A 24,960-nucleotide genomic window follows, 5' to 3' on the forward strand; every position below is an offset into this window, starting at 1 on the left:
CCGGTTCGTCAGACTGGGTCGCACGGCGGCCCGCTTCAGCCTTTGCATCACCACCGCGCAGCCTCTGCGTGAGACGAACCATCATGAGCACTGAAAAAATCAATCTCGACATCCACAAGATCCTCACGCTGCTGCCGCATCGCTACCCGATTCTGCTCGTCGACCGCGTGCTCGAACTCGAACCGCACAAAGGGATCAAAGCGCTGAAGAACGTGTCGATCAACGAGCCGTTCTTCCAGGGGCACTTCCCGAAGCGGCCGGTGATGCCGGGCGTGCTGATCCTCGAGGCGCTCGCCCAGGCCGCGGCGCTGCTGACGTTCGCGGAAGAGCAGCCGAAGGATCCGGAGAACACGCTGTACTACTTCGTCGGGATCGACGGTGCCCGCTTCAAGCGCGTGGTCGAACCGGGCGACCAGCTGATCCTGAACGTGACGTTCGAGCGCTACATCCGCGGCATCTGGAAATTCAAGGCGGTGGCGGAAGTGGACGGCAAGGTGGCGGCGGAAGCCGAACTGATGTGCACGGTCAAGACGGCCGACGCGGCGCCCTGAGCGACGCGGCACGCATGGATAACGTAACGCGAGCAACGCGACACATCATATCGAGAGGCAACGGCGCATGACCAGGATTCATCCTACCGCGATCGTCGAGCCGGGCGCGCAGATCGACGAATCGGTCGAGATCGGCCCGTACGCGATCGTCGGCCCGCACGTCACGATCGGCGCGCGCACGACGATCGGCTCGCACAGCGTGATCGAAGGCCATACGACGCTCGGCGAGGACAACCGCATCGGCCATTACGCGTCGGTCGGCGGCCGTCCGCAGGACATGAAATACAAGGACGAGCCGACGAAGCTCGTGATCGGCAACCGCAACACGATCCGCGAATTCACGACGATCCACACGGGCACCGTGCAGGACGTCGGCGTGACGACGCTCGGCGACGACAACTGGATCATGGCCTATGTGCACATCGGCCACGACTGCCGCGTCGGCAACAACGTGATCCTGTCGAGCAACGCGCAGATGGCCGGCCACGTCGAGATCGGCGACTTCGCGATCGTCGGCGGCATGTCGGGCGTGCACCAGTTCGTGCGTATCGGCGCGCATTCGATGCTGGGCGGCGCGTCGGCGCTCGTGCAGGACATTCCGCCGTTCGTGATCGCGGCGGGCAACAAGGCCGAGCCGCACGGGATCAATGTCGAAGGGCTGCGCCGGCGCGGTTTCTCGGCCGACGCGATCTCGGCGCTGCGCAGCGCGTACCGCGTGCTGTACAAGAACAGCCTGTCGCTGGAGGAAGCGAAAGTGCAACTGCGCGAGCTCGCGCAAGCCGGCGGCGACGGCGATGCACCGGTGAAGGCGCTCGTCGAGTTCATCGACGCGTCGCAACGCGGCATCATCCGCTAAGCGATGCCGCTCCCGACCAATCAGCTGCGGCTCGCGATGGTGGCCGGCGAGCCGTCGGGCGACCTGCTCGCGGCATCGCTGCTCGGCGGGCTGCGCGAGCGGCTGCCCGAATCGGCCCAGTATTACGGGATCGGCGGGCAGCGCATGATCGCGCACGGCTTCGACTCGCACTGGCAGATGGACAAGCTGACCGTGCGCGGCTATGTCGAGGCGCTGGGCCAGATTCCCGAGATCCTGCGGATTCGCGGCGAACTGAAGCGCCAGTTGCTCGCCGAGCGGCCGGATGCGTTCATCGGCGTCGACGCGCCCGATTTCAACTTCAACGTCGAGCAGGCCGCGCGCGACGCGGGCATCCCGTCGATCCACTTCGTGTGCCCGTCGATCTGGGCGTGGCGCGGCGGCCGGATCAAGAAGATCGCGAAGTCCGTCGACCACATGCTGTGCCTGTTCCCGTTCGAACCGGCGATTCTCGACAAGGCCGGCGTCGCATCGACCTACGTCGGCCATCCGCTCGCCGACGAAATTCCGCTCGAACCCGACACGCACGGCGCGCGCATCGCGCTGGGTCTGCCGGCCGACGGCCCGGTGATCGCGGTGCTGCCGGGCAGCCGGCGCTCGGAGATCGCGCTGATCGGCCCGACGTTCTTCGCGGCGATGGCGCTGATGCAGCAGCGCGAGCCCGGCGTGCGGTTCGTGATGCCGGCGGCGACGCCCGCGCTGCGCGAGCTGCTGCAGCCGCTCGTCGACGCGCACCCGCAGCTTGCGCTGACGATCACCGACGGCCGCTCGCAGGTCGCGATGACGGCCGCCGACGCGATCCTCGTGAAGAGCGGCACCGTCACGCTGGAAGCCGCGCTGCTGAAGAAGCCGATGGTGATCTCGTACAAGGTGCCCTGGCTGACCGGGCAGATCATGCGCCGGCAGGGCTACCTGCCGTATGTCGGCTTGCCGAACATCCTGGCGGGGCGCTTCGTCGTGCCCGAGCTGCTGCAGCATTTCGCGACGCCAGAGGCGCTTGCCGATGCGACGCTCACGCAGCTGCGCGACGATGCGAACCGCCGCACGCTGACCGAAGTGTTTACCGAAATGCATCTTTCGCTGCGGCAGAACACGGCCGCGAAGGCGGCCGAGGCCGTCGTGCGCGTGCTCGAGCAACGCAAGGGGCGCGCATGACCGCAGTCCGTGCACCGCGCCGCCGCGCGTCGAGCGACGTGCAGGGCGGTTTCGATTTCAGCCGCCCGGACGAGATCGTCTGCGGTGTCGACGAAGCCGGCCGCGGCCCGCTCGCGGGGCCGGTGGTGGCCGCCGCGGTGATCCTCGATCCGGCGCGGCCGATCGACGGGCTCGACGATTCGAAAGTGCTGTCCGCGAAGAAGCGCGACATGCTGTACGACCTGATCGTCGAGCGTTCGCACGCATACTGCGTCGCGTCGGCGAGCGTCGACGAAATCGATACGCTGAACATCCTGCACGCGACGATGCTCGCGATGAAGCGGGCCGTCGAAGGGCTGTCGGTGCTGCCGACGCTCGCGCAGATCGACGGCAACCGTTGCCCGACGCTGAGCGTGCGCGCCGAGGCGATCGTCAGCGGCGACGCGCTCGTGCCGAGCATCTCGGCCGCATCGATCCTCGCGAAGGTCACGCGCGACCGGATGTTGGTCGATCTGCACGAACGCTTCCCGGTGTACGGCTTCGACGTACATGCGGGCTACGGCACCGCGAAACATCTTGCCGCATTACGCGAGCACGGCCCGTGCGAAGCGCATCGGCGCTCGTTCGCGCCCGTGCGTGCGGCGCTTGATCTGATTCGATGAAAAGCATTACTTCCCGCGACAACCCGCTGTACAAGCGCCTGAAAGTGCTCGCGGGTTCGACGCCCCATCAGCGCCGCAGCGGCCAGGCGCTGCTCGAAGGTTTCCATCTGGCGAGCGCGTACCTCGACACGGGTGCGACACCCGAGCTGTGCGTCACGACCGAAGGTGCGCTCGGCCACGCCGACGCGCAAGCGATCGTCGCGCGTATCGACGCGCAGCGGATCGTCACGCTGCCGGACGCGTTGTTCGGGCAGTTGTCGAACGTCGTCAACGGCGTCGGTTTCCTGCTGCTGGTCGACCGGCCGGCGCAACCGCTGCCCGAACGCGTGACGCATACGTCGGTCGTGCTCGACGGCGTGCAGGATGCCGGCAACGTCGGTTCGATCCTGCGCAGCGCGGCGGCGGCCGGCGTGCGTCACGTGTTCTGCGCGCCGGGGACGGCCCATGCGTGGTCGTCGAAGGTGCTGCGTTCGGGCATGGGCGCGCATTTCCTGCTGTCGATCCATGAGGATGTCGACGCGGCGGCGCTTGCAGAACGCCTCGACGTACCGGTCGCGCTGACCGACTCGCATGGCGCGCAGGCGGTCTACGACTGCGATCTGTCGGGGCCCGTCGCGTGGGTGTTCGGCAACGAAGGCGCCGGCGTGTCGACATTCTGGCGCGACGCGGCCACGCATCGCGTGACGATTCCGCAGCCGGGCGGGATGGAGTCGTTGAACGTTGCGGCGGCGGCGGCAGTATGCCTGTTCGAGCAGGTGCGGCAGCAGCGGCCTGGGTGACGCCGCACGCGCGTATTCGCCGTAAAACGAAACAAGGCCGCGTTCGACGCGGCCTTGTTGCTTTCGGCGGCGGCCGGACCGCCGCCAGTGCTTTCGCGCTCAGTAGGACTGCCGGTCGAGGCGGATTTCCTGCAGGATCGTCGTCGCGATTTCTTCGATCGACTTGTGCGTCGACGACAGCCACTTGATCCCTTCGCGGCGCATCATCGCCTCGGCCTCGTTGATCTCGTAGCGGCAGTTCTCCGGCGCCGCATACTTGCTGCCCGGCCGGCGCTCGTTGCGGATCTCCGACAGGCGCTGCGGGTCGATCGACAGCCCGAACAGCTTGTCGCTGTACGGCGACAGCGCCGACGGTAGCTTGCCGCGTTCGAAATCCTCCGGAATCAGCGGATAGTTGGCGGCCTTCACGCCGTACTGCATCGCGAGGTACAGGCTCGTCGGCGTCTTGCCGCTGCGCGACACGCCGACGAGGATCACGTCGGCTTCCGACAGGTTGCGGTTCGACTGGCCGTCGTCGTGCGCGAGCGAGAAGTTGATCGCCTCGATCCGCGTCTTGTACTCCTCGGTGTCCGCATTCTGGTGGCCACGGCCCATCGCGTGACTCGACTTGAGTTCCAGTTCCTGCTCGAGCGGTTCGACGAAGCGCTGGAACATGTCGAGCACGAGCGCGTTCGAGCGCTTGACGATGTCGTTCGACTCGCTGTCGACGAGCGTCGTGAACACGATCGCGCGACGGCCGTCGTGCACGGCGGCCTCGTTGATCTTCTCGACGGTCGCATAGGCCTTGTCGAGCGAGTCGACGAACGGCACGCGCACGAGGCGGAATTTCTGGTCGAACTGGGACAGGATCGAATGCGCGAAGGTTTCGGCAGTAATCCCGGTGCCGTCGGAGACGATGAATACGGTAGGCAGCATGAATCTGGACGTCGAGCGTGAAGGGCAGTTGCGCGGGCGGCTGGAGGCGAGCCTCCAGACCCAGTGACAAGGTCGCGCCACATCCGGCAGCCGGCACGGTAGAATAGCGGCAACCTGTTGGATAAGCAATTGCGGGGGCAGGGCGCGAACGGCGCCCGGTGGCTGGGCCGCGCGATTCTCGAATTCCCGGCAAGTCTGGCGATTTGTCTGAAAATATCGCCCTTCTGCCGGGATTTTTGCAAATCGGGTCGGAAGATTTCCGCTGCTGCGAGTGTTTATCTAACAGGTTGCGCAAGACGCGCCGCGCCTTTTTGCAAGCGCCCGCGTTCGAGCCCACTTGCGCGATCGAGTATTTTTTTCACACTTAGGGGCTTGTATGACTAACGCAGCAAACGTCGCAAAGGACCAGGCGTATGTAATTCCGTTCGAGCAGTTGCGGATGACCGATGTGGAGATCGTGGGCGGCAAGAATGCGTCGCTCGGCGAGATGATCAGCCAGCTTTCCGAAGCAGGCGTTCGCGTACCCACCGGTTTCGCCACGACCGCGCTCGCGTTCCGCGATTTCCTCAAGCACAACGACCTCACCGATCGTATCGCCAAGCGTCTCGAGTCGCTCGACATCGACGACGTGAAGGCGCTCGCCGAAGCCGGCGCCGAAATCCGCAAGTGGATCGTCGACGCGCCGCTGCAGCCGCGCCTCGAGCAGGAAATTCGCGCGCAGTTCGAAGTGCTGAAGAACGGCTCGCCGAGCGAACTGTCGTTCGCCGTGCGCTCGTCCGCGACCGCGGAAGACCTGCCCGACGCATCGTTTGCCGGCCAGCAGGAGTCGTATCTCAACGTCGTCGGCATCGACGACGTGCTCGACCGCATGAAGCACGTGTTCGCGTCGCTGTACAACGACCGCGCGATCTCGTACCGCGTGCACAAGGGCTTCACGCACGCCGAAGTCGCGCTGTCGGCCGGTGTGCAGCGCATGGTGCGCTCGGACGTCGGCGCCGCCGGCGTGATGTTCACGATCGATACCGAATCGGGCTTCAAGGACGCCGTGTTCATCACGTCGAGCTACGGCCTGGGCGAAACCGTCGTGCAGGGCGCGGTGAACCCGGACGAGTTCTACGTGTTCAAGACGACGCTCGCGCAGGACAAGTACCCGATCATCCGCCGCTCGATCGGCTCGAAGCTGATCAAGATGGAATTCACGCAGCCGGGCGAGCCGGGCCGCGTGAAGACGGTCGACGTGCCGCACGAGCAGCGCAACCGCTACTCGATCACCGACGACGACGTGATCGAGCTCGCGAAGTACGCGGTGATCATCGAGAAGCACTACCAGCGTCCGATGGACATCGAGTGGGGCAAGGACGGCCGCGACGGCAAGATCTTCATCCTGCAGGCGCGTCCGGAAACGGTGAAGAGCCAGGCAACCGGCAAGGCCGAGCAGCGCTTCAAGCTGAAGGGCCAGTCGCAGGTGCTGGCGACGGGGCGTGCGATCGGCCAGAAGATCGGCGCGGGCCCCGTGCGCGTGATCCAGGATCCGTCGGAAATGGAACGCGTGCAGCCGGGCGACGTGCTGGTGGCCGACATGACCGACCCGAACTGGGAGCCGGTGATGAAGCGTGCCGCGGCGATCGTCACGAACCGCGGCGGCCGCACCTGCCACGCGGCGATCATCGCGCGCGAACTCGGCGTGCCGGCAGTCGTCGGCTGCGGCGATGCGACCGACATCCTGAAGGACGGCGCGCTCGTTACCGTGTCGTGCGCGGAAGGCGACGAAGGCAAGATCTACGACGGGCTGCTCGAGACCGAAGTCACGGAAGTGCAGCGCGGCGAACTGCCGGAAATCCCGGTCAAGATCATGATGAACGTCGGCAACCCGCAGCTCGCGTTCGATTTCTCGCAACTGCCGAACGCCGGCGTGGGCCTCGCGCGTCTCGAGTTCATCATCAACAACAACATCGGCGTTCACCCGAAGGCGATTCTCGAGTACCCGAACATCGACCAGGACCTGAAGAAGGCGGTCGAGAGCGTCGCGCGCGGCCACGCGTCGCCGCGTCAGTTCTACGTCGACAAGCTGACGGAAGGCGTCGCGACGATCGCGGCGGCGTTCTATCCGAAGCCCGTGATCGTGCGTCTGTCCGACTTCAAGTCGAACGAGTACAAGAAGCTGATCGGCGGTTCGCGTTACGAGCCGGACGAGGAAAACCCGATGCTGGGCTTCCGCGGCGCGTCGCGCTACATCGCCGACGATTTCGCGCAGGCGTTCGAGATGGAATGCCGTGCACTGAAGCGCGTGCGCGACGAGATGGGCCTGACGAACGTCGAGATCATGGTGCCGTTCGTGCGGACCGTGAAGCAGGCGGAGCGCGTCGTCGGCCTGCTCGAGAAGTTCGGCCTGAAGCGCGGCGAAAACGGTCTGCGCCTCGTGATGATGTGCGAAGTCCCGACCAACGCGATCCTCGCCGAAGAGTTCCTGGAACACTTCGACGGCTTCTCGATCGGCTCGAACGACCTCACGCAGCTCACGCTCGGCCTCGACCGCGATTCGGGCATGGAACTGCTGGCAGTCGACTTCGACGAGCGCGACCCTGCCGTCAAGTTCCTGCTCAAGCGTGCGATCGATACTTGCCGCAAGATGGGCAAGTACGTCGGTATCTGCGGCCAAGGCCCGTCCGATCACCCGGACTTCGCGCAATGGCTGACCGACGAAGGCATCGTGTCGATCTCGCTGAACCCCGACACGATCATCGATACGTGGCAGGCGCTCGCCAACCGGAAGTAACGGTCGGTCATGCCTTTTCGGCGAAGGAGCGGCATCGCCGCTCTTTCGATGAAGGCAAAATGCAAGGTTCATGCTATAAACACCCCGGTAAGCACCGGGGTGTTTTTGTTTGTCGGTACGTGTCGGGCCGCCCCAAGCGTGCCGACTACCCCGCGGGGCCGCGAACAGGGTGAGCGCGGGGGCGTTTTTCTGGAGACCACAATGATGTCGGGGCATCTGTTCTGGTGGGTCGGGGTGGGTGTGCTGGTCGTCGCCGAATTGCTGACGGGCACGTTCTATCTGTTGATGATCGCGCTCGGCTTTCTCGCGGGCGGGTTGTTGCAACTGGCCGGTTTTGCGCCGCACGTGCAGTTCGGCGCGGCGGCCGCGGTCGCGATCGTCGCGATGATCGTGCTGCGTCGCTCGGGGCTCGGCCGCAAGCAGAAGCGCGACACGTCGACGAATCCCGACGTCAATCTCGATATCGGCTCGACCGTCACGGTCGACGCGTGGCGTGACGGCCGCGCGCGCGTACGGTATCGCGGTGCCGACTGGGACGTCGAGCTCGCGCACGGCGAGCGCGACGATGCGCACGTGTACCAGGTGAGCGCCGTGCGCGGCAACTGCCTCGTGGTCGTGGCGAAACCCGCGGGCTGATCGTCCGCCGATACAACAAGGAGGAAATATTCATGGATTCGCTGATCATCTGGGTTGTCCTGCTCGTCATCGCGATCGTGATCGTGTCGAAGACGGTGAAGATCGTGCCGCAGCAGCATGCGTGGGTGCTCGAGCGCTTCGGGCGCTACCACGCGACGCTGTCGCCCGGTCTCAACATCGTGCTGCCGTTCGTCGATCGCATCGCGTACCGGCACGTGCTGAAGGAAATTCCGCTCGACGTGCCGAGCCAGGTCTGCATCACGCGCGACAACACGCAGTTGCAGGTCGACGGCGTGCTGTATTTCCAGGTGATGGATCCGATGAAGGCGTCGTACGGGTCGAGCAACTTCGTGCTCGCGATCACGCAGTTGTCGCAGACGATGCTGCGCTCGGTGATCGGCAAGCTCGAACTCGACAAGACCTTCGAGGAGCGCGATTTCATCAACCACAGCATCGTGTCGGCGCTCGACGACGCCGCGGCGAACTGGGGCGTGAAAGTGCTGCGCTACGAGATCAAGGACCTGACGCCGCCGAAGGAGATCCTGCACGCCATGCAGGCGCAGATCACCGCGGAGCGCGAAAAGCGTGCGCTGATTGCCGCCTCCGAGGGCCGCAAGCAGGAACAGATCAACCTCGCGTCGGGGGCGCGCGAAGCCGCGATCCAGAAGTCCGAAGGCGAGCGGCAGGCCGCGATCAACCAGGCGCAGGGCGAAGCCGCCGCGATTCTGGCGGTGGCCGAGGCGAACGCGCAGGCGATCCAGAAAATCGCGAGCGCGATTCAGTCGCAAGGCGGGATGGACGCGGTGAACCTGAAGGTCGCCGAGCAGTATGTCGGCGCGTTCTCGAATCTCGCGAAGCAGGGCAACACGTTGATCGTGCCGTCGAACCTGGCAGATCTCGGCACCGCGATCTCGTCGGCGCTCACGATCGTCAAGAGCGCGGGGGCGGCGTCCGGCGCGAAGGGCTGAGCCCGACGATCGATGTGTGCGTGGTTGCCGCGTGCGCGTCGTCGTGCGGCGAATCGTCGCGCAGCCGGTGGCCAGCCGGCGCGGTTCAGGAATACCAAAGCGACACGGCCCGCTTCGAGCGGGCCGTGTCGTTGGCGATGAGCGCCGCGAGCGTCACGCGCCGGCGCGCATGATGCGCGCCTTCTCGCGTTCCCAGTCGCGCTTCTTTTCGGTTTCGCGCTTGTCGTGCAGCTTCTTGCCCTTCGCGAGCGCGATGTCGCACTTCACGCGACCGCCTTTGTAGTGGAAGTTCAGCGGCACGAGCGTGTAGCCGCGCTGCTCGACCTTGCCGATCAGCTTCTTGATTTCCTCGCGGTGCAGCAGCAGCTTGCGCGTGCGAACCGGGTCGGGCTTGATGTGCGTCGAGGCTTCGGGCAGCGGGCTGATATGGGTGCCGATCAGGAAGATCTCGGCGTTCTTCACCACGACGTAGCCTTCCTTGATCTGGCCGCGCCCGGCGCGCAGCGCCTTGACTTCCCAGCCTTCGAGCACGAGCCCCGCCTCGTAGCGTTCCTCGATGTGGTAATCGAAGTGCGCTTTCCTGTTGTCGATGATGCTCATGAAAGGATCGGGCCAAGTCGTTTAAAATCACGATTTTAGCAAAGCGGGGCGAGAATCGCCCGGCTTGGCGTTCCCACTTTGAGCGATGCCGCGCGATTTATGGCAGATGTCCAGAAAACCGTATTGATCCGTCATTCGGCGGAACAGATGTTCGACCTCGTCACCGACGTGGCCGACTACCCCAATTTCCTGCCCTGGTGCGGCGGTGTCGAGATTCGCCGTCAGGACGAGAGCGGAATGGAAGCGCGCATCGACATCAACTTCAAGGGCATCAAGCAGCATTTCGCGACGCGCAACACGCAGCAGCGCCCGACGCGGATCGACATGGAGTTCACGGATGGTCCGTTCAAGAAGTTCACGGGCTCGTGGCGTTTCACGGCGCTGCGCGCCGATGCGTGCAAGATCGAATTCGCGCTGCATTACGAGTTTTCGAGCATCCTGCTCGAGAAGATCATCGGGCCGGTGTTCAGCCACATCGCGAACACGTTCGTCGATTCGTTCGTGAAGCGCGCGGACCAGCGCTACGGAAAGGGGTGACGCGATGCTGTCGATCGAAGTCTGTTACGCACTGCCGGACCGCCAGACGCTGATTCCGCTGTCGCTGCCCGAAGGGGCGACCGTGCGCTCGGCAATCGACGCGAGCGGCGTGCTCGCGCTGCATCCGGAGATCGATCTCGCGCACGCGAAGACGGGCGTCTACGGCAAGCTCGCGCCGCTCGACGCGCCGCTCGTCGATCACGACCGCGTCGAGATCTACCGTCCGCTGATCGTCGATCCGAAGCTCGCGCGCCAGCGGCGCGTCGACAAATCCCGCCGCGACGGCTCGATCGAGGGCCGCAAGTGGATGCACAAGGACGCGCGCTGACGCGTCGTTCGCCCCGATTGGTCGGATCGAACGCCGCGGCGCTCAGTGGGCCGCGGCGTTTGCGTTTGCCGGCGCGCTGCCCGGCGTGTCGCCGTGCCGTCGTACCGAGCCGTATACGCCGGCGAGCAGCAGCACGAGCGCGGCGATCTCGAGCGCGTGCGGCATTCGCCGGTCGTACACGAACGCATACAGCATCGCGAACACGGTTTCGAACACGATCAGCTGACCCGACAGCGTGAGCGGCAGCCGCTTCGACGCGGCATTCCACAGCCCGTTGCCGAGCCACGACGCGCCGATCGCGAGCACGAGGTTCAGCAGCCAGAACAACTGCCAGCGCGACGCCGGAACGGTCGCCTGCACCATGCCGGCCGGCAGCGCGAGGATCGCCAGCCAGCAGAGCCCGCCGAGCAGGCCCGTCACGACACCCCACAGCACCGACCATTCGTTGCCGCCGAAGCGGTGATGACGTTGCAGGTAGCGTGCATTCGCCACCGCATACCAGGTCCAGCTCGCGAGCGCGCCCGCCGCACACGCGATGCCCGCGAGTTTCCGGGCGAGCGTCGTGGCGTGCGCGGTTTCGGACGTGAACAGGTCGACGTTGATGCAGACGATGCCCGCGATCACCAGCGCGAGCGGGGCGGCGAGCCGCCGCAGCGGCACGGCGCCATGGTCGCCGAGGCCCGCGAGCGTGACGGTCACGGGCAGCACGCCGACGATCAGCGAACTCGGCGCGATGCCGATCAGGTGCACGGCGCCGGACAGCAGCATGTAATACGCGACGTTGCCGACGATGGCGAGCTTCACCAGTGCGGCGAGATCCTCGCGGGTCAGCCGCGCGAGCAGCGAGCGGGTGGCGGGCAACGCGGCCGCGAGCGACACGAGGCCGTACATCGCGTAGCGGCCGGCGCTCAGCAGCAGCGGCGAGAAATCGGTCAGCAGCCGCGGAACGAGAAACACCATGCCCCACAGGGCGCCTGCCAGGACACCGTACACCACGCCGCGCCGCATCGACCGCTCCGAACAAATGACCGAGGTGCGCGCATCTTAGCGATGCCGTCGCGGCGGCGTCTTGTTCATTCCTGCACTCGGGGCGGGGCGCGTCGAGCGGTGTCGACGGGCGGCGCATCAGTCTTCTGCCGGATCGGGCGGTGCCTGCGTGCCGTCGGTCGCGGCACGCGTGTGTGCCGGGCGACGCACGGCGCGCAGCTTGCCGCTGTTGCCGCCGCCGCAGTAGAAGCGGTCGTGACCATCGGATTCGAGCCCCGAGACGCCGACGCCGGCCGGCATGTCGATCTGTTCGAGCACCTGGCCCGTGCGCGGATCGATGCGCCGCAGGTCGCTCCGGTCGGCCTCCCACGTGCCGTGCCACAGCTCGCCGTCGACCCACGTTACGCCGGTGACGAAGCGGTTCGATTCGATCGTGCGCAGCACGGCGCCCGATTGCGGATCCACCTGATGAATCTTGCGCTCGCGGTACTGGCCGACCCACAGCGTGCCTTCCGCCCATGCGAGCCCCGAATCGGCGCCGCCGCCGGGCGCCGGAATCGTCGCGAGCACGCGCCCCGATTCGGGGTCGATCTTCGCGATGCGGTCCTCGACGATCTGGAACAGGTGGCGGCCGTCGAACGCGGTGCCCGCGTGCGCGGCGACGTCGAGCGAACGGACGGTCGTGCCGGCCTCGGGGTCGAGCGCATTCAGCTTGTCGCCGGACGCATACCACACGTGCTGCCCGTCGAACGTGACGCCGTGCACGCCGTCGACGCCCGGAAACGGGCCGTACTCGCGAAGGATGTCTGCAGTGGAGCGTTTCATGTTCGTCACCTCGTCGTTCGATGAGACCATCCTAATCGCCCGGCAACGCAACCGGGAGTAACAAGGTCGTCGCGAATCCGGGCAGCGGCGGCGTCAGCCAGCGGCGCGCACGTCCGCGGCCGAGTGCCTGCACCTTGCCGGTTTCCACGAGCGCATCGAGCGCGCGCTGCACGGTGCGCTGGCTGGCGCCAAGTGCGAGCGCCAGCGCGGAGCTCGACCATGCTTCGCCGTCGGCGAGGAGCGCGAGCACGGCCGCATGGCGATCGTCGACCGGGCGCGCGAGGACGACGGTCTCGCGCACGCCGAGCGGTTCGAGCGCGAAGCCGCGCGGCGTCGCGACGACGTTCGCGAGCGGGCGCAGCACCGCGCGCAGCCGGCCCATCTCGACACGCAGCCGTGCGCGATGCGATTCGTCGGCCTGTTTCGCGCGGAACGCGGCGGCGACGAGCGCGTTTCTCGACACGTCGGCCGGCCACGCCTCGCCGAGCGCGCGGGCGAGCACGAACAGCACCGGACGCCGCGCGAGCGACACGGTCGTGCGCGCATCGCGCACCGTGTGGCGGCACGCGTCGACGACGAGCGCATTCGACTCGAAGAGCGTCTCGACTTCGTCGAGCGGCACGAGCCGCGACGTGCCGCGCGCGATGAGCCGCGCGGCCGGTGCGTCGAGCACGCGCGCCGCGGTGTCGACCTCGGCCGTCAGCGCGGCGATGCCGGCGGCGCGGGCGGCCGTCCGCGCCCGGGCAAGCGCCGCGCGGGCCGCGTGCGTGCGAATGCGGCGCATCGCGATGCCGGCCGCGATCAATTCATGGGCGGCGCGCGATGCGGGCGGCAGCGGCGCGGGATCGAGATGCGCGAGCAGCCGCTCGGCCTCGTCGAGATGGCCGATCAGCAGCAACCGGCGCACGCCGAGATAGCGGGCATGCGCGGCGTTCGCGCGGTCGCCGTGCGCGTCGAGCGTCGCGCAGGCCGCATCGAGCGCGCGCGTCGGCCAGTGCAGGTCGCGCGACGCGAGCGCGATCTCGGCTTCCGCGACGACGCAGCGCGCCCGGGCGATCGCTTCCTTTGCGCCGAATGCACGTGCGGCGCCGCGCACGAGCGCCCGTGCACGTTCGAAATCGCCGAGCTGCGCGAGCGCGATGCCGCGCAGCGCGAGCGCCGGCGCATCGTCGCGCAGCGCGACGCGGTTCAGCGCACCGAGCGCGTCACCGGCCGCGAGCGCGCGCGCGGCCGCCGTGATCAGCGAATCCATTCGAATCCCGACACACTTGTCACTCCCTCCGGTCCGATGCCCGGCACTAATCTAGCACCACGCACACGGCCCCGTACGCCGTGCCCGGATACCCATCGGAAGGAGGAACCCGCAATGACGACCCATCTCACCGGAACACGCGACGAATGGCTGGCCGAACGCCGCGCGCTGCTCGACGCGGAAAAGGCGCTGACGCGGCAAAGCGACGAACTCGCGCGGCGGCGCCAGGCGCTGCCGTGGGTGCGCGTCGACAAGACCTACCGGTTCGATACCGAAGCAGGGCAGGCGACGCTCGACGACCTGTTCGGCGGCCGTTCGCAACTGCTCGTCTATCACTTCATGTTCGGTCCCGACTACAAGGCGGGCTGCCCGTCGTGCTCGGCGCTCGCCGACGGCTTCGACGGCTTCGCCGTGCATCTGGCGCATCACGACGTGACGCTCGCGGCCGTGTCGCGCGCGCCGCTCGCGAAACTGCTCGCGTACCGGCAGCGGATGGGGTGGACGTTCCCGTGGGCGTCGTCGGTCGGCAGCGATTTCAACTTCGACTTCAACGTGTCGTTCACCGAAACGCAGCGGCGCGCGGGCGACGTCGAATACAACTATGCGCGGGCCGCTCACGCGATGGACATGGATCCGCCGCCGGCGCCCGTCGTGCAGTTCGCGGCCACGTGCGGCACCGACGCGGCCACGTATTCGCTCGACCGGCCGGGGATGAGCGCGTTCGTGCGCGAGGACGGCGCCGTCTATCACACGTATTCGACCTACGCGCGCGGCCTCGACGGGTTGTGGGGGATGTACCAGTGGCTCGATCGCGCGCCGCGCGGCCGCAACGAGGCCGGCCCGTGGTGGCGCCGTCACGACGAGTACGCGCGCGGCTGAGCGGCCGGTGACGAGCGGGAGCGCGCGATGACACGGCCGACAACCGGCGAGGCGGCAGCCGATCCGCGGGCATTCGGTGCGGCGGCCGTGGCCGTGTTCGTGCTCGCCGCGATGGCGACGCTGGCGCAGCACGCGTCGATGGCCGCGATGGGCGGCGAACCGATGTCCGGCGGCTGGATGGCCTCGGCCGTCTGGCTGCGGCCGTGCGGCCGGGGCGCCGGGCGCGCATTCGCGACGTTCGTCGGAATGTGGGGCGCGATGACGGTGACGATGATGCTGCCCGTGCTCGCGCCGCAGCTCTGGCATGACTGGCAGCGCATCGGCCCGCGGACGGCGCGGTCGGCCTGGCTCGTCGTCATGGGGGCGGGATATTTCTCGGTCTGGATGGCGCTCGGGGCGCTCGTGTTTCCGGCCGGCGCCGCACTGACGGCGGCCGGTGCCCGGCTACCGGCGCTCGCCCGTGCGATGCCCTTTGCGGCCGGCGCCGTCGTGGTGGCCGCGGGCGCGTTGCAATTCTCCGGGTGGAAGGCGCGCCGGCTGGCATGCTGCCGGCACGCGGCGGCGCCCGCGCATTGGCCGCAGGTGGCGACCGTCGCGGCATGGCGGGCCGGCGTGCGCGCAGCCATTCGATGCGGGGCGTGTTGCGGAAACCTGATGGCGGTCGCACTGGCGGCCGGCATGATGGATCTGCGCGTGATGGCCGCCGTGACGGTGGCCATCGCCGCCGAACGCGTTGCGCCGGCCAGCGGCCGCGTCGCGCGGATCGTCGGTTGCGGGACGGTAGCGGGCGGCGTGGCGATGATCGTCCGCGCGGCCGGGCTGGCGTGACGCGCGGCAGGCCAGCCGCTTCGGCGGGGCGCCGGGCCGTGCGCGGCCGCTGCCGAAGCGGCCGTGTGGCCCCGCCGCGACACGGGTGCTTGCCGCCCAAACTGCCGGTTGCGCGAATGGCTCGATGCGGCGATGAAACGAAAAGCGATCGAAAACGAACCGAACGGCGATCCGAACGATTCGGCCCCCGAACGGCCGAAACCGGCTAAGCCGTTGTTCGTGTTGTGAAAATTCGCAGCGCTTCGCGTATAATTCGCTTTTGCGCCCATAGGATTTGCCATGCGTCTGATCCAAAAAGCACTCACTTTCGATGACGTGCTCCTCGTTCCCGCCTTCTCCGACGTTCTCCCGCGCGACACCAGCCTCAAGACCAAGCTGACCCGCAACATCTCCCTGAACATGCCGCTCGTGTCCGCCGCGATGGACACGGTCACCGAAGGTCGCCTCGCGATCGCGATGGCGCAGCAGGGTGGCGTCGGTATCGTCCACAAGAACCTCACGCCGGCCGAACAGGCCCGTGAAGTCGCGAAGGTCAAGCGTTTCGAGTCGGGCGTCGTCCGCGACCCGATCACGGTCCCGCCGCAGATGAAGGTGCGCGACGTGATCGCGCTGTCGCGCCAGCATGGCATTTCGGGCTTCCCGGTCGTCGAAGGCCCGCAGCTCGTCGGCATCGTCACGAACCGCGACCTGCGTTTCGAAACGCGCCTCGACGAGCCGGTCAAGTCGATCATGACGCCGCGCGAGCGCCTCGTCACGGTCAAGGAAGGCACGCCGCTCGCCGAAGCGAAGGCGCTGATGCACAGCCACCGCCTCGAGCGCGTGCTGGTCGTCAACGATGCGTTCGAGCTGCGCGGCCTGATGACCGTCAAGGACATCACGAAGCAGACCGAGCACCCTGACGCGTGCAAGGACGAACACGGCAAGCTGCGCGCAGGCGCGGCGGTCGGCGTCGGTCCGGACAACGAGGAGCGCGTCGAGCTGCTGGTGCAGGCCGGCGTCGACGTGATCGTCGTCGATACCGCGCACGGTCACAGCAAGGGCGTGCTCGAGCGCGTTCGCTGGGTCAAGCAGAACTTCCCGCACGTCGAGGTGATCGGCGGCAACATCGCGACGGCCGCCGCCGCGAAGGCGCTGGTCGAATACGGCGCGGACGCGGTCAAAGTCGGTATCGGCCCGGGCTCGATCTGCACCACGCGGATCGTCGCGGGTGTCGGCGTGCCGCAGATCAGCGCGATCGCGAACGTCGCGGAAGCGCTGAAGGGCACCGGCGTGCCGTGCATCGCCGACGGCGGCGTGCGTTTCTCGGGCGACGTGTCGAAGGCCCTCGCGGCCGGCGCGAACGCGGTGATGATGGGCAGCATGTTCGCGGGCACCGAAGAGGCGCCGGGCGACGTGTTCCTGTACCAGGGCCGCCAGTACAAGTCGTATCGCGGCATGGGTTCGGTCGGCGCGATGAAGGACGGCGCGGCGGACCGCTACTTCCAGGACAACTCGGCGAACATCGACAAGCTCGTGCCCGAAGGCATCGAAGGCCGCGTCGCGTACAAGGGTTCGGTCAACGCGATCCTGTTCCAGCTGGTCGGCGGCGTGCGCGCCAGCATGGGCTACTGCGGCTGCAGGACGATCGACGAGCTGCACGAGAAGGCCGAGTTCGTCCAGATCACCGCAGCGGGCATGCGCGAGTCGCACGTGCACGACGTGCAGATCACGAAGGAAGCGCCCAACTATCACGTGGACTGATCGCCGATGAAACCGCTGCTGCGAGCCGTGCTGATCGTCGATGCCGTGCTGCTGCTGGCGTTCGGCGTGCTGTTCGTGCTGACGCCCTGGCAGGCGCTGTTCAACGCGCTGCAACTGGCTAACATCCAGCCGGCGATGCTCGGCCAGGCGTTCGGTATCGCGCTGCTCGGGCTCGCGTGGCTCGCGTTTCATGCGGCGTTCAACGGCGATCTCACGGCGCCCGTCGCGCGGTCGGTCGGCCACGTGTACTGGCTGACCGGCGTGCTGACGGTCGTGTGGTCGATCGGCACCGGCAGCGGGCCCGCACTGGCGGCCGCCGGCCGGGTGCTGTCGGCCGTGGCCGGGGTCGCGCTGATCGTGCTCGGCCTCGGCGGCGTGCGGCTCGCATCGGCCGTGCGCCGGCGCGAGAAAGTGCAGGCGCTCGAAGGCCGGAGCGCGCAGCGTCCTGTCGAACCGGCGCCGGCCTCCGCAGCGCAGCCGCGGGTCGAGCCGGTCGTCGGCCGTCCGGTGGCGCCTTCGGCGCCGGCCGCGGCGACCTCGTCGGCCGCGTCCGACCGCGCGTCAGGCAGCGTCGCGTTCGACGCGCGCCCGCCGTCGCAGGATTGACCGGCGATGCGTCGCGCGTGCCGCCTGCCGCCCGACGCCGCCGACCATGCTTTTGACGCAGCGCTCGATGCGCTGCTTTTCTTATTCTATTCATCCCGTCCGCAGCCATGCACGACAAAATCCTGATTCTCGACTTCGGTTCGCAAGTCACCCAACTGATTGCACGGCGCGTGCGTGAAGCGCACGTCTACTGCGAAATCCATCCGAACGATGTGTCCGACGACTTCGTCCGCGAGTTCGCGCCGAAGGCGGTGATCCTGTCGGGCAGCCACGCGAGCACGTACGAAGACCATCAGCTGCGCGCGCCGCAGGCCGTGTGGGAGCTCGGCGTGCCGGTGCTCGGCATCTGCTACGGGATGCAGACGATGGCCGTGCAGCTCGGCGGCAAGGTCGAGTGGAGCGACCATCGCGAATTCGGCTACGCGGAAATGCGTGCGCATGGCCATACGCGCCTGCTCGACGGTATCGAGGATTTCACGACGGCCGAAGGCCACGGGATGCTGAAGGTCTGGATGAGCCACGGCGACAAGGTTGCCGAGCTGCCGCCGGGCTTCGCGCTGATGGCGTCGACGCCGAGCTGCCCGATCGCCGGCATGGCCGACGAGGCGCGCGGCTACTACGCGGTGCAGTTCCATCCGGAAGTCACGCACACGGTGAAGGGCCGCCAGATCCTCGAACGCTTCGTGCTGCAGATCGCCGGCGCGAAGCCCGACTGGATCATGAAGAACCACATCGAGGAAGCCGTCGCGAAGATCCGCGAGCAGGTCGGCGACGAGGAAGTGATTCTCGGCCTGTCGGGCGGCGTCGATTCGAGCGTCGCGGCCGCGCTGATCCATCGTGCGATCGGCGATCAATTGACGTGCGTGTTCGTCGACCACGGCCTGCTGCGCCTGAACGAAGGCAAGATGGTGCTCGACATGTTCGAGGGCCGCCTGCATGCGAAGGTCGTGCACGTCGATGCGTCCGACCAGTTCCTCGGCCACCTGGCCGGCGTGACCGATCCGGAAGCGAAGCGCAAGATCATCGGCCGCGAGTTCGTCGAGGTGTTCCAGGCCGAGGCGAAGAAGCTGTCGAAGGCGAAGTGGCTCGCGCAGGGCACGATCTACCCGGACGTGGTCGAATCGGGCGGCACGAAGACGAAGAAGGCGACGACGATCAAGAGCCACCACAACGTCGGCGGCCTGCCGGAGACGCTCGGCCTGAAGCTGCTCGAGCCGCTGCGCGACCTGTTCAAGGACGAAGTGCGCGAGCTGGGCGTCGCGCTCGGCCTGCCGCCGGAGATGGTGTACCGCCATCCGTTCCCGGGCCCGGGCCTCGGCGTGCGGATTCTCGGCGAAGTGAAGCGCGAGTACGCGGACCTGCTGCGCCGTGCGGACGCGATCTTCATCGAGGAATTGCGCGGCACGACGGCCACCGCGCAGGACGCGGCAGCCGGCCTGTGCGGCGAGGCCGACGTCGGCAAGACCTGGTACGACCTGACGAGCCAGGCGTTCGCGGTGTTCCTGCCGGTGAAGTCGGTTGGCGTGATGGGCGATGGGCGGACGTACGATTATGTGACGTCGCTGCGCGCGGTGCAGACCACCGACTTCATGACCGCACACTGGGCGCACCTGCCGTATGCACTGCTCGGCCGCGCGTCGAACCGGATCATCAACGAAGTGCGCGGGATCAATCGGGTCGTGTACGACATCTCGGGGAAGCCGCCGGCGACGATCGAGTGGGAGTAAACATTTCGGCCGGATCGGCGTTCGATTCCCCTGCGTCGTTGCGCATCGGCTGATGTCGCAATAGTTCGCAAGCGGGTCGCCGGTTCGGTTGGCTGGCTGTCGCCGGCTCACGCAGCGGCCTGGCAATCAATTGCCAGGCCGTTTTGCGTTAACGCGTGAAGTCGGTCGGCGCGTGTGATGTTTTCCGTTCCGGTATCGGATGGGTCACGCCTGCGTACGCACCAGCGACCGCAAATACATCGGCACCTTCGCCTTGGTCGTCGCCTGAACCCGCGACATCAGTGCGTGATCGATCCGATCCAGCCCGTAAGTCCGCGAAATATCCTGCTGCAACCGGCACCACAGATGCCCAGCCATCTCGGCATCGACCATCGCGCGGTGCGCACGGCCCGATTGCGGCAACCGCAACATCTCGGCGAGGCTCGACAGGCGGTGACTCCGGGCGTCCGGGTAGATCCGTCTCGCCACCAGCATCGTGCATGCAAACGCATGGTCGGCCGACATGCCGAGCAGCCCGAGTTCCGACTGCCAGAAGCGTTTGTCGAAACCGGCGTTGTGGGCCACGACCGCGTGCCTGCCGACGAACGCCGCCGCTTCTCTCATGACCTCGGACGCCGGTGGCGCCGCCGCGATCATGTCGTTGGTGATGCCGGTGAGCGCAACGACGTCGGACGGGATGCGTCTGCCTGCATTCATCAAACTCTGGAAACGGTCGACGACTTGCCCGTCGCGCAGCAGGATGACGGCAATTTCGGTCGCCCGGTCGCCCAGATTCGGCGACAGCCCGGTTGTTTCGAAGTCCAGTACCGCGACGGTTTGCATGGTTGAGTTCGGATGCTTCATCAGAGGGTCTCGAGTGTGGCCGAGAGGGTAGCATCTCCGTGCTCGCGAACGGCGGATTCATCGACCAGCAAGCGGGCCGGCCTCCGATTGACGATAATGAAATCTCGCTCCAGGCCTGTCGGATATGCTGCCGTGACTCAACTGACGCTACCCGGATTCGATGCGCCGCCGCCGGTTCCCGTGCACCGCTTCTTTTTCGCCGTGATGCCGGATCCGGCCGCGGCGGTGCGCATTGCCAGCCTTGCCGAAAGCATGCGGCTAAAGAAGGACAGCCTGGTGGGTACCGAGCGTCTGCACATCACGCTGGGCTCGCTCGGCGACTTCGCTTACGTGCCGGGCGCTACCCTTGTACGGGCACGTGCGGTGGCGGACCGCATGGACGTGCCGTCTTTCTCCGTGACGTTCGACAAGATCGTCAGCTTCAACGGGCGTCCCGGTCATCAACCGCTGGTGCTGATGGGGCGGGCCGGTCTGGACGACTTGATCGACTTTCGACGGCAGTTGCGAGAGGCGCTGAAACCGGCCGGTGTGCCTGTTTTTCCTTCGGGTTTCACGCCGCACGTGACGCTGATGTATGGCGCACGCAGGCCCGATGAGTATCGGATCGAGCCGATTACCTGGACCGTGTTCGACTTCGTCCTGATCGATAGCTGGCTCGGCAAGTCGCACTACGACGTGTTGGGGCGCTGGCCGCTGGCGACCGGCAACTCCTCGTGATAATCGCGATACCGCAAGGGCGGTGTCGTTTCAGCGCGTCCGGCCCGGGCCGGTGCCGTGTCCCGTTCCTGCCCGGACTCCGGCTCAGTCCCGACCACTCCCGCGATAACGAAGATGAATCAGCGGATAAGGCCGCCCCTGTCCATCCACCGCCGACCTCCCGCAGCGCTCGAATCCGAGCCGCTCATAAAACCCCGCCGCCGCTTCGTTCTGTTCGTTGACGTCAGTGGACAAGTCGGGATGGCGCTTGAGTGCTTCTTCGACCAGCCGCCGCCCGACTCCCGTGCCATGGTGTTCAGGATCGACGAACAGCGCCTCCATGTGACCGCCGTCGAGCAACATGAAGCCGATCGGGCGATCGTTCTCGTCGACGGCCAGGTCGAGTGGCGCGCGCGGCAAAAACGCGACGACTTCGGATTCGATGGCACGACGATCGTCGTCGCTCAGGAAGTGATGGGTGGCGTCGACGGCGTTGCGCCAGATATCCAGCACGCGTGTGCTATCGGCCTCGGTGGATGGTCGAATTCTGATCATGGTTTGATAGGTTGTGATTCGGCGGCGCTCGACAGATTGTCGGCGCCGTGACGGACCGAACGCATCGCGTTGATGCGCAAGCGGCAGCGAAGCGTCAGGCGGATGGCGGACGCGCATTGCCCAGCACCGCCGCCCGCTCGATTGCTCGTCGCGCGACGTCGCGCACGCCCGCGCTCATCGGCAAATCGTCGCGCTCGAGTTCGTCGATCCCGAACCAGCGCGCGTCGAGCGCATCGTCGCCGGCGGCCGGCGTGCCGCGCAGCCATCTGCACAGCACCGCGACCAGGATGAAATGCTGGCGCACGGCGCCGTGCGCATCGTAATCGAATGCGTCCAGCGCGGTAAAGGCGTCGAGCGCTGCCACGTCGACCGTGGTCTCTTCCGCGATCTCGCGCACGACCGCATCCACGAGTGGCTCCCCCGGCTCGATCTTGCCGCCGGGGAAGCCCCAGCAGCCCGCATCGGGCGGATTCGCGCGGCGCACGAGCAGCACGTCGCGTTCGCGCAGCACGATGCCGATCACGGCGGGAACGGGGCGCAAGGAAGCAGCGTGGCCGGTTGCGGACAGGGTCATGCGTATCCGTTGGTTCGAACGAACGCGTGAGCGTGCACGCGGCTCATCGTGCGTTCCCGGTACGCCGTTCGATCGCGCGGATCACGGCGACCATGTCGGCCGCGCCATGTCCGGCCTGCTCGGTTTCGCCGTAAAGCGCATGGCAGATGTCGAGCAGCGGCGACGCGATGCCGATGCCCCGCGCGGATTCGGCGACGAGGCGCGCGTTCTTCAGCACGTCGGTGATCGCGGCCTGCACCGAGAAATCTTCCGCGACGAGCTTGCCGAGTTTCACGCGCGACACGTCGCTCGCCATCGGACCGGCGTTCAGCACGTCGGCGAAGCGCGCGAGGTCGATACCGTGACGCTGCGCGAAATGCGTGGCTTCGGCGAGACCGGTGACCATCGTGATCAGGAACAGGTTGACGGCGAGCTTCATCGTCAGCGCCGCTGGCACGTCGCCGCACACGAAGCTGTCGCGGCACAGCGGCTTCACGAGCGCGCGGACGGCTTCGACGTCGTCGGGTGCGCCGGCCAGCATCGCGACGAGCTGGCCGGCTTCGGCCGGCTTGCGCGAGCCCGATACCGGCGCCTCGACGTAGCGGCCCGACGCGGCGGCGATGTCGTCGGCGAGCGCACGCGAGTATTCGGGCGCATTCGTACCCATGTTGACGATCGTGTGCCCGCCGGCCCGCGCGGCAAAACCGGGCGTGCCGCGCGCGAGGACGGCATCGATCGCCGCGTCGTTCGCGAGCATCAGGATCACGGTGCGGCAGGACACGAATACGTCGTCGATGTCCTCGGCCACGCGCGCGCCGGCGTCGCGCAGCGCATCGTCGTTGCCGTGCGAACGGCTCCACACGACGAGCGGCGTGCCGGCGCGCGCGAGATTGAGCGCCATCGGCGTGCCCATCACGCCGAGGCCGATGAATCCGATAGGGGTTTGCATGGTGCTGCTCCCACGGTAGGTGGCGACGATCGTGGGCGTCAGTATCGCAGCGTTTTCGCATGCCTGCCATCCAGTCCGCTCGAGCGCGGCAGCCGCGTCGTCGCCGCTACGCGATCTCCGCTAGGTACGGCCACGGATAAATGCCGCGTGCATGGCCGTCGCCGAACAGGAAGCGTACGCCGTAGCCGAGCGGTTCCACGCCGTCCAGCGTCAGGCCCGGCCGCGCATCGATGCGGCCGCCGTCGAGCCGGATCTTGCGGCATTCCGCGCACGGGCAATCGCTGCGCAACCGCGCATAGTCGATGCGTTGCGCCGAGCCGTCAGGCCAGGACAGCGTCAGTGCGCGTGCCGGGTGATCGAGTGCGATTCCGATCGGCGTAATCATCGCGACGCCTCGTCGATCTGTCCGATCGCGATCCGCACGGCCTTGCGGACTTCGGGGTCGCGATCGTCGAGCGCGTCGTGCAGCGCGGGCAGCGTCGCCCGGTCACGCAATTCGCCGAGCGCGAGCGCGGCTTCCTTGCGCAGGTTGCTGATCGCATGCGCGAGCAGCGCGACGACGGCCGATGCCGCGGCCGCATCGCGCAATTGGCCGAGCGCGCGGACGGCGCGCACGCGCACTTGCCAGTAGTCGTCGTCGAGCGCGGCGACGAGCGGGTCGCGCGCAACGGCGACGCGCAGCTTGCCGAGCGTGGCAGCCGCTTCCTCGCGCACCTGCCATTCGACGTCGCGCAGCGCCGCGAGCAGCGCGGTGACGACGGCGGTATCGCCGGCCGCTGCAAACCCGATCGCGCCGACCGCGGCGCGCCGCACGTCGGCATCGGCGTCCGCGGTCGCGACTCGGGCGAGCAGCGGCAGCGCGCGGCCGTCCTTGAGCCAGCCGAGCACGACGACCGCCTCCGTGCGTACGGCGGCGGTGCTCGCGTCGAGCGCGCGCAGCGCGGGCACGAACGCGTCGGGGTCGCGCAATTCGCGCAAGCCGCGCAGCACGGCGGTGCGCACGAACGGTTCGGGCCGGTCGGCCCAACGGCACAGCACGGCGCCCGACGCCGCGTCCTTCAGTTCGGACAGGCTGTGCGCGGCCGTTGCGCGCACGCCGTCGTCCGGATCGAGCAGCGCATGGCACAGCGCGTCGACGACATCGGGCTGCTCCCACGCGTCGAGCACGCGTGCGGCCTCGCTGCGCACGTCGGCCGACGGGTCGTCGCGCAGCGCCGCGACGAACGCCGGCACGAGTTCGGGCGCCTCGAGATCGGCGAGTTCGAGCAGTGCGATGCGGCGCACCGAGGCATCGGCTGCGGCGAGGCGCGCGACGAGCGCGGCATGATCGGCGGCCGGCACGCCGGGCGGCGGGAAAGCGGAGGAAGAGGCGGTCATGGAAAAAGTCGGTGCGGTGAATGGGCAGGCACGCATGCTCAGGCGCGTTGCGCAACAGCGCGAGACAGCGGCGCTCGATGTCGACGCACGCGGGCTCGGTCGTACTGTCGTCGATGCGGGTCGCGCGTCGTGTCAGCGCAGCAGGTAAGGGATGTCGACCTTGACCGCGCCGGTCGGGCAGTCGCGTTCGCACGGCATGCAGTACCAGCATTCGTCGAACTGCATGTACGCCTTGCCCTTGCCGACGTCGATCGCGAGCAGGTCGAGCGGGCACACGTCGACGCAGACGGTGCAGCCTTTGTCGGCGATGCACAGCGTCTCGTCGATCGTCACGGGCGCGCTGCTGCGCTGGAAGATGTCGTGCGGGGTATGGGGCATGGCGA

Annotated in this window: 28 protein-coding genes; 16 read left to right on the forward strand and 12 right to left on the reverse strand. The window is 67.4% G+C overall.

The window, feature by feature from the left end; all coding sequences use genetic code 11:
- Positions 1-83 precede the first annotated feature (83 nt).
- From fabZ to WS61_RS29845, 5 genes are all read left to right on the forward strand, one after another.
- On the forward strand, positions 84-551 hold the full coding sequence (fabZ, locus tag WS61_RS29825) for a 3-hydroxyacyl-ACP dehydratase FabZ (RefSeq protein ID WP_006495559.1): 468 nt from the start codon (positions 84-86) through the stop codon (positions 549-551).
- Between the two features lie 67 nt (positions 552-618).
- Positions 619-1,407, forward strand: coding sequence for an acyl-ACP--UDP-N-acetylglucosamine O-acyltransferase (lpxA, locus tag WS61_RS29830; RefSeq protein WP_034207656.1), 789 nt, complete (start codon positions 619-621; stop codon positions 1,405-1,407).
- A 3-nt stretch (positions 1,408-1,410) separates the two neighbouring features.
- A complete protein-coding gene (gene lpxB / locus WS61_RS29835; protein WP_059505911.1) occupies positions 1,411-2,580 on the forward strand; it encodes a lipid-A-disaccharide synthase in 1,170 nt (389 codons plus the stop codon).
- Positions 2,577-3,221 carry a ribonuclease HII gene (rnhB, locus tag WS61_RS29840; RefSeq protein WP_059505913.1) on the forward strand — a complete coding sequence of 215 codons (645 nt, stop codon included), beginning with the start codon at positions 2,577-2,579 and terminating at the stop codon, positions 3,219-3,221. The genes lpxB and rnhB overlap by 4 nt, the downstream gene beginning before the upstream one ends.
- Positions 3,218-4,000 carry an RNA methyltransferase gene (locus tag WS61_RS29845; protein WP_059505914.1) on the forward strand — a complete coding sequence of 261 codons (783 nt, stop codon included), beginning with the start codon at positions 3,218-3,220 and terminating at the stop codon, positions 3,998-4,000. The genes rnhB and WS61_RS29845 overlap by 4 nt, the downstream gene beginning before the upstream one ends.
- A gap of 99 nt (positions 4,001-4,099) precedes the next feature.
- Here the strand turns inward: WS61_RS29845 and WS61_RS29850 are convergent, their stop codons facing one another.
- Positions 4,100-4,915: a pyruvate, water dikinase regulatory protein gene (locus tag WS61_RS29850; protein ID WP_034207652.1), complete on the reverse strand. Its 816-nt coding sequence runs from the start codon at positions 4,913-4,915 to the stop codon at positions 4,100-4,102.
- Positions 4,916-5,291: 376 nt separating this feature from the next.
- On the opposite strand from WS61_RS29850, the gene ppsA reads away from it, so the two are divergent.
- The 3 genes from ppsA to WS61_RS29865 all read left to right on the forward strand — a co-directional run bounded on the left by ppsA (position 5,292) and on the right by WS61_RS29865 (position 9,295).
- Positions 5,292-7,691: a phosphoenolpyruvate synthase gene (gene ppsA, locus WS61_RS29855; protein ID WP_034207651.1), complete on the forward strand. Its 2,400-nt coding sequence runs from the start codon at positions 5,292-5,294 to the stop codon at positions 7,689-7,691.
- Between the two features lie 201 nt (positions 7,692-7,892).
- The gene (locus WS61_RS29860) at positions 7,893-8,327 is read left to right on the forward strand and encodes an NfeD family protein (protein ID WP_059505916.1); all 435 of its coding nucleotides are present in this window, start codon (positions 7,893-7,895) and stop codon (positions 8,325-8,327) included.
- 32 nt (positions 8,328-8,359) lie between these two features.
- Positions 8,360-9,295, forward strand: coding sequence for an SPFH domain-containing protein (locus tag WS61_RS29865; protein WP_059505918.1), 936 nt, complete (start codon positions 8,360-8,362; stop codon positions 9,293-9,295).
- Between the two features lie 153 nt (positions 9,296-9,448).
- On the opposite strand, the gene smpB is transcribed toward WS61_RS29865, so the two are convergent.
- Positions 9,449-9,895, reverse strand: a complete 447-nt coding sequence (smpB, locus tag WS61_RS29870) for an SsrA-binding protein SmpB (RefSeq protein WP_034181129.1) — start codon at positions 9,893-9,895, stop codon at positions 9,449-9,451.
- Between the two features lie 99 nt (positions 9,896-9,994).
- Here smpB and WS61_RS29875 point away from each other — a divergent pair, with 99 nt between their 5' ends.
- Both WS61_RS29875 and WS61_RS29880 read left to right on the forward strand, forming a co-directional pair.
- The gene (locus tag WS61_RS29875) at positions 9,995-10,432 is read left to right on the forward strand and encodes a type II toxin-antitoxin system RatA family toxin (RefSeq protein ID WP_034188832.1); all 438 of its coding nucleotides are present in this window, start codon (positions 9,995-9,997) and stop codon (positions 10,430-10,432) included.
- A gap of 4 nt (positions 10,433-10,436) precedes the next feature.
- Positions 10,437-10,760, forward strand: coding sequence for an RnfH family protein (locus WS61_RS29880; protein WP_050012887.1), 324 nt, complete (start codon positions 10,437-10,439; stop codon positions 10,758-10,760).
- A 42-nt stretch (positions 10,761-10,802) separates the two neighbouring features.
- Here the strand turns inward: WS61_RS29880 and WS61_RS29885 are convergent, their stop codons facing one another.
- From WS61_RS29885 to WS61_RS29895, 3 genes are all read right to left on the reverse strand, one after another.
- Complete coding sequence (locus WS61_RS29885; RefSeq protein ID WP_059505920.1) at positions 10,803-11,768, reverse strand: DMT family transporter; 966 nt, start codon at positions 11,766-11,768, stop codon at positions 10,803-10,805.
- Positions 11,769-11,885: 117 nt separating this feature from the next.
- Entirely contained in the window at positions 11,886-12,572 is a 687-nt protein-coding gene (locus WS61_RS29890; RefSeq protein WP_059506101.1) for a PQQ-binding-like beta-propeller repeat protein, read from the reverse strand.
- Positions 12,573-12,603: 31 nt separating this feature from the next.
- On the reverse strand, positions 12,604-13,824 hold the full coding sequence (locus WS61_RS29895; protein WP_059505921.1) for a hypothetical protein: 1,221 nt from the start codon (positions 13,822-13,824) through the stop codon (positions 12,604-12,606).
- A gap of 114 nt (positions 13,825-13,938) precedes the next feature.
- On the opposite strand from WS61_RS29895, the gene WS61_RS29900 reads away from it, so the two are divergent.
- The 5 genes from WS61_RS29900 to guaA all read left to right on the forward strand — a co-directional run bounded on the left by WS61_RS29900 (position 13,939) and on the right by guaA (position 19,604).
- Positions 13,939-14,703: a DUF899 domain-containing protein gene (locus WS61_RS29900; RefSeq protein ID WP_059505922.1), complete on the forward strand. Its 765-nt coding sequence runs from the start codon at positions 13,939-13,941 to the stop codon at positions 14,701-14,703.
- Between the two features lie 27 nt (positions 14,704-14,730).
- Positions 14,731-15,531 carry a DUF2182 domain-containing protein gene (locus tag WS61_RS29905; RefSeq protein ID WP_059505923.1) on the forward strand — a complete coding sequence of 267 codons (801 nt, stop codon included), beginning with the start codon at positions 14,731-14,733 and terminating at the stop codon, positions 15,529-15,531.
- Between the two features lie 279 nt (positions 15,532-15,810).
- Positions 15,811-17,271 (forward strand): IMP dehydrogenase, encoded by a 1,461-nt coding sequence (guaB, locus tag WS61_RS29910; protein WP_034207642.1) that lies wholly within the window; start codon positions 15,811-15,813, stop codon positions 17,269-17,271.
- A gap of 6 nt (positions 17,272-17,277) precedes the next feature.
- The gene (locus WS61_RS29915) at positions 17,278-17,877 is read left to right on the forward strand and encodes a hypothetical protein (RefSeq protein WP_059505924.1); all 600 of its coding nucleotides are present in this window, start codon (positions 17,278-17,280) and stop codon (positions 17,875-17,877) included.
- 107 nt (positions 17,878-17,984) lie between these two features.
- A complete protein-coding gene (guaA, locus tag WS61_RS29920) occupies positions 17,985-19,604 on the forward strand; it encodes a glutamine-hydrolyzing GMP synthase (protein ID WP_059505925.1) in 1,620 nt (539 codons plus the stop codon).
- 204 nt (positions 19,605-19,808) lie between these two features.
- Here guaA and WS61_RS29925 read toward each other — a convergent pair whose 3' ends face one another.
- Positions 19,809-20,426 carry a PolC-type DNA polymerase III gene (locus WS61_RS29925; protein WP_059505926.1) on the reverse strand — a complete coding sequence of 206 codons (618 nt, stop codon included), beginning with the start codon at positions 20,424-20,426 and terminating at the stop codon, positions 19,809-19,811.
- Between the two features lie 117 nt (positions 20,427-20,543).
- Here WS61_RS29925 and WS61_RS29930 point away from each other — a divergent pair, with 117 nt between their 5' ends.
- The gene (locus tag WS61_RS29930) at positions 20,544-21,164 is read left to right on the forward strand and encodes a 2'-5' RNA ligase family protein (RefSeq protein WP_059505928.1); all 621 of its coding nucleotides are present in this window, start codon (positions 20,544-20,546) and stop codon (positions 21,162-21,164) included.
- Positions 21,165-21,248: 84 nt separating this feature from the next.
- Here WS61_RS29930 and WS61_RS29935 read toward each other — a convergent pair whose 3' ends face one another.
- The 6 genes from WS61_RS29935 to WS61_RS29960 form a co-directional block, all read right to left on the reverse strand.
- Entirely contained in the window at positions 21,249-21,698 is a 450-nt protein-coding gene (locus WS61_RS29935; RefSeq protein WP_059505930.1) for an acetyltransferase, read from the reverse strand.
- A gap of 94 nt (positions 21,699-21,792) precedes the next feature.
- Positions 21,793-22,272, reverse strand: coding sequence for an NUDIX hydrolase (locus WS61_RS29940; protein WP_095211861.1), 480 nt, complete (start codon positions 22,270-22,272; stop codon positions 21,793-21,795).
- A gap of 43 nt (positions 22,273-22,315) precedes the next feature.
- Entirely contained in the window at positions 22,316-23,200 is an 885-nt protein-coding gene (locus tag WS61_RS29945) for an NAD(P)-dependent oxidoreductase (protein ID WP_059505932.1), read from the reverse strand.
- A gap of 106 nt (positions 23,201-23,306) precedes the next feature.
- A complete protein-coding gene (locus WS61_RS29950; protein WP_059505934.1) occupies positions 23,307-23,585 on the reverse strand; it encodes a gamma-butyrobetaine hydroxylase-like domain-containing protein in 279 nt (92 codons plus the stop codon).
- The gene (locus WS61_RS29955; RefSeq protein ID WP_059505936.1) at positions 23,582-24,577 is read right to left on the reverse strand and encodes a HEAT repeat domain-containing protein; all 996 of its coding nucleotides are present in this window, start codon (positions 24,575-24,577) and stop codon (positions 23,582-23,584) included. Before WS61_RS29955 ends, WS61_RS29950 begins: the two co-directional genes overlap by 4 nt.
- A gap of 132 nt (positions 24,578-24,709) precedes the next feature.
- Complete coding sequence (locus tag WS61_RS29960; protein ID WP_059505938.1) at positions 24,710-24,955, reverse strand: ferredoxin family protein; 246 nt, start codon at positions 24,953-24,955, stop codon at positions 24,710-24,712.
- Positions 24,956-24,960: the final 5 nt, after the last annotated feature.

Source organism: Burkholderia sp. ABCPW 11, from assembly GCF_001523445.1.
GTDB lineage: Bacteria > Pseudomonadota > Gammaproteobacteria > Burkholderiales > Burkholderiaceae > Burkholderia.

Bases quoted from the DNA above. Each gene is read 5' to 3' on its own strand.
- fabZ (WP_006495559.1), top strand. From the start codon at position 84: ATGAGCACTGAAAAAATCAATCTCGACATCCACAAGATCCTCACGCTG.
- lpxA (WP_034207656.1), top strand. From the start codon at position 619: ATGACCAGGATTCATCCTACCGCGATCGTCGAGCCGGGCGCGCAGATC.
- lpxB (WP_059505911.1), top strand. From the start codon at position 1,411: ATGCCGCTCCCGACCAATCAGCTGCGGCTCGCGATGGTGGCCGGCGAG.
- rnhB (WP_059505913.1), top strand. From the start codon at position 2,577: ATGACCGCAGTCCGTGCACCGCGCCGCCGCGCGTCGAGCGACGTGCAG.
- WS61_RS29845 (WP_059505914.1), top strand. From the start codon at position 3,218: ATGAAAAGCATTACTTCCCGCGACAACCCGCTGTACAAGCGCCTGAAA.
- WS61_RS29850 (WP_034207652.1), bottom strand. From the start codon at position 4,915: ATGCTGCCTACCGTATTCATCGTCTCCGACGGCACCGGGATTACTGCC.
- ppsA (WP_034207651.1), top strand. From the start codon at position 5,292: ATGACTAACGCAGCAAACGTCGCAAAGGACCAGGCGTATGTAATTCCG.
- WS61_RS29860 (WP_059505916.1), top strand. From the start codon at position 7,893: ATGATGTCGGGGCATCTGTTCTGGTGGGTCGGGGTGGGTGTGCTGGTC.
- WS61_RS29865 (WP_059505918.1), top strand. From the start codon at position 8,360: ATGGATTCGCTGATCATCTGGGTTGTCCTGCTCGTCATCGCGATCGTG.
- smpB (WP_034181129.1), bottom strand. From the start codon at position 9,895: ATGAGCATCATCGACAACAGGAAAGCGCACTTCGATTACCACATCGAG.
- WS61_RS29875 (WP_034188832.1), top strand. From the start codon at position 9,995: ATGGCAGATGTCCAGAAAACCGTATTGATCCGTCATTCGGCGGAACAG.
- WS61_RS29880 (WP_050012887.1), top strand. From the start codon at position 10,437: ATGCTGTCGATCGAAGTCTGTTACGCACTGCCGGACCGCCAGACGCTG.
- WS61_RS29885 (WP_059505920.1), bottom strand. From the start codon at position 11,768: ATGCGGCGCGGCGTGGTGTACGGTGTCCTGGCAGGCGCCCTGTGGGGC.
- WS61_RS29890 (WP_059506101.1), bottom strand. From the start codon at position 12,572: ATGAAACGCTCCACTGCAGACATCCTTCGCGAGTACGGCCCGTTTCCG.
- WS61_RS29895 (WP_059505921.1), bottom strand. From the start codon at position 13,824: ATGGATTCGCTGATCACGGCGGCCGCGCGCGCGCTCGCGGCCGGTGAC.
- WS61_RS29900 (WP_059505922.1), top strand. From the start codon at position 13,939: ATGACGACCCATCTCACCGGAACACGCGACGAATGGCTGGCCGAACGC.
- WS61_RS29905 (WP_059505923.1), top strand. From the start codon at position 14,731: ATGACACGGCCGACAACCGGCGAGGCGGCAGCCGATCCGCGGGCATTC.
- guaB (WP_034207642.1), top strand. From the start codon at position 15,811: ATGCGTCTGATCCAAAAAGCACTCACTTTCGATGACGTGCTCCTCGTT.
- WS61_RS29915 (WP_059505924.1), top strand. From the start codon at position 17,278: ATGAAACCGCTGCTGCGAGCCGTGCTGATCGTCGATGCCGTGCTGCTG.
- guaA (WP_059505925.1), top strand. From the start codon at position 17,985: ATGCACGACAAAATCCTGATTCTCGACTTCGGTTCGCAAGTCACCCAA.
- WS61_RS29925 (WP_059505926.1), bottom strand. From the start codon at position 20,426: ATGCAAACCGTCGCGGTACTGGACTTCGAAACAACCGGGCTGTCGCCG.
- WS61_RS29930 (WP_059505928.1), top strand. From the start codon at position 20,544: ATGAAATCTCGCTCCAGGCCTGTCGGATATGCTGCCGTGACTCAACTG.
- WS61_RS29935 (WP_059505930.1), bottom strand. From the start codon at position 21,698: ATGATCAGAATTCGACCATCCACCGAGGCCGATAGCACACGCGTGCTG.
- WS61_RS29940 (WP_095211861.1), bottom strand. From the start codon at position 22,272: ATGACCCTGTCCGCAACCGGCCACGCTGCTTCCTTGCGCCCCGTTCCC.
- WS61_RS29945 (WP_059505932.1), bottom strand. From the start codon at position 23,200: ATGCAAACCCCTATCGGATTCATCGGCCTCGGCGTGATGGGCACGCCG.
- WS61_RS29950 (WP_059505934.1), bottom strand. From the start codon at position 23,585: ATGATTACGCCGATCGGAATCGCACTCGATCACCCGGCACGCGCACTG.
- WS61_RS29955 (WP_059505936.1), bottom strand. From the start codon at position 24,577: ATGACCGCCTCTTCCTCCGCTTTCCCGCCGCCCGGCGTGCCGGCCGCC.
- WS61_RS29960 (WP_059505938.1), bottom strand. From the start codon at position 24,955: ATGCCCCATACCCCGCACGACATCTTCCAGCGCAGCAGCGCGCCCGTG.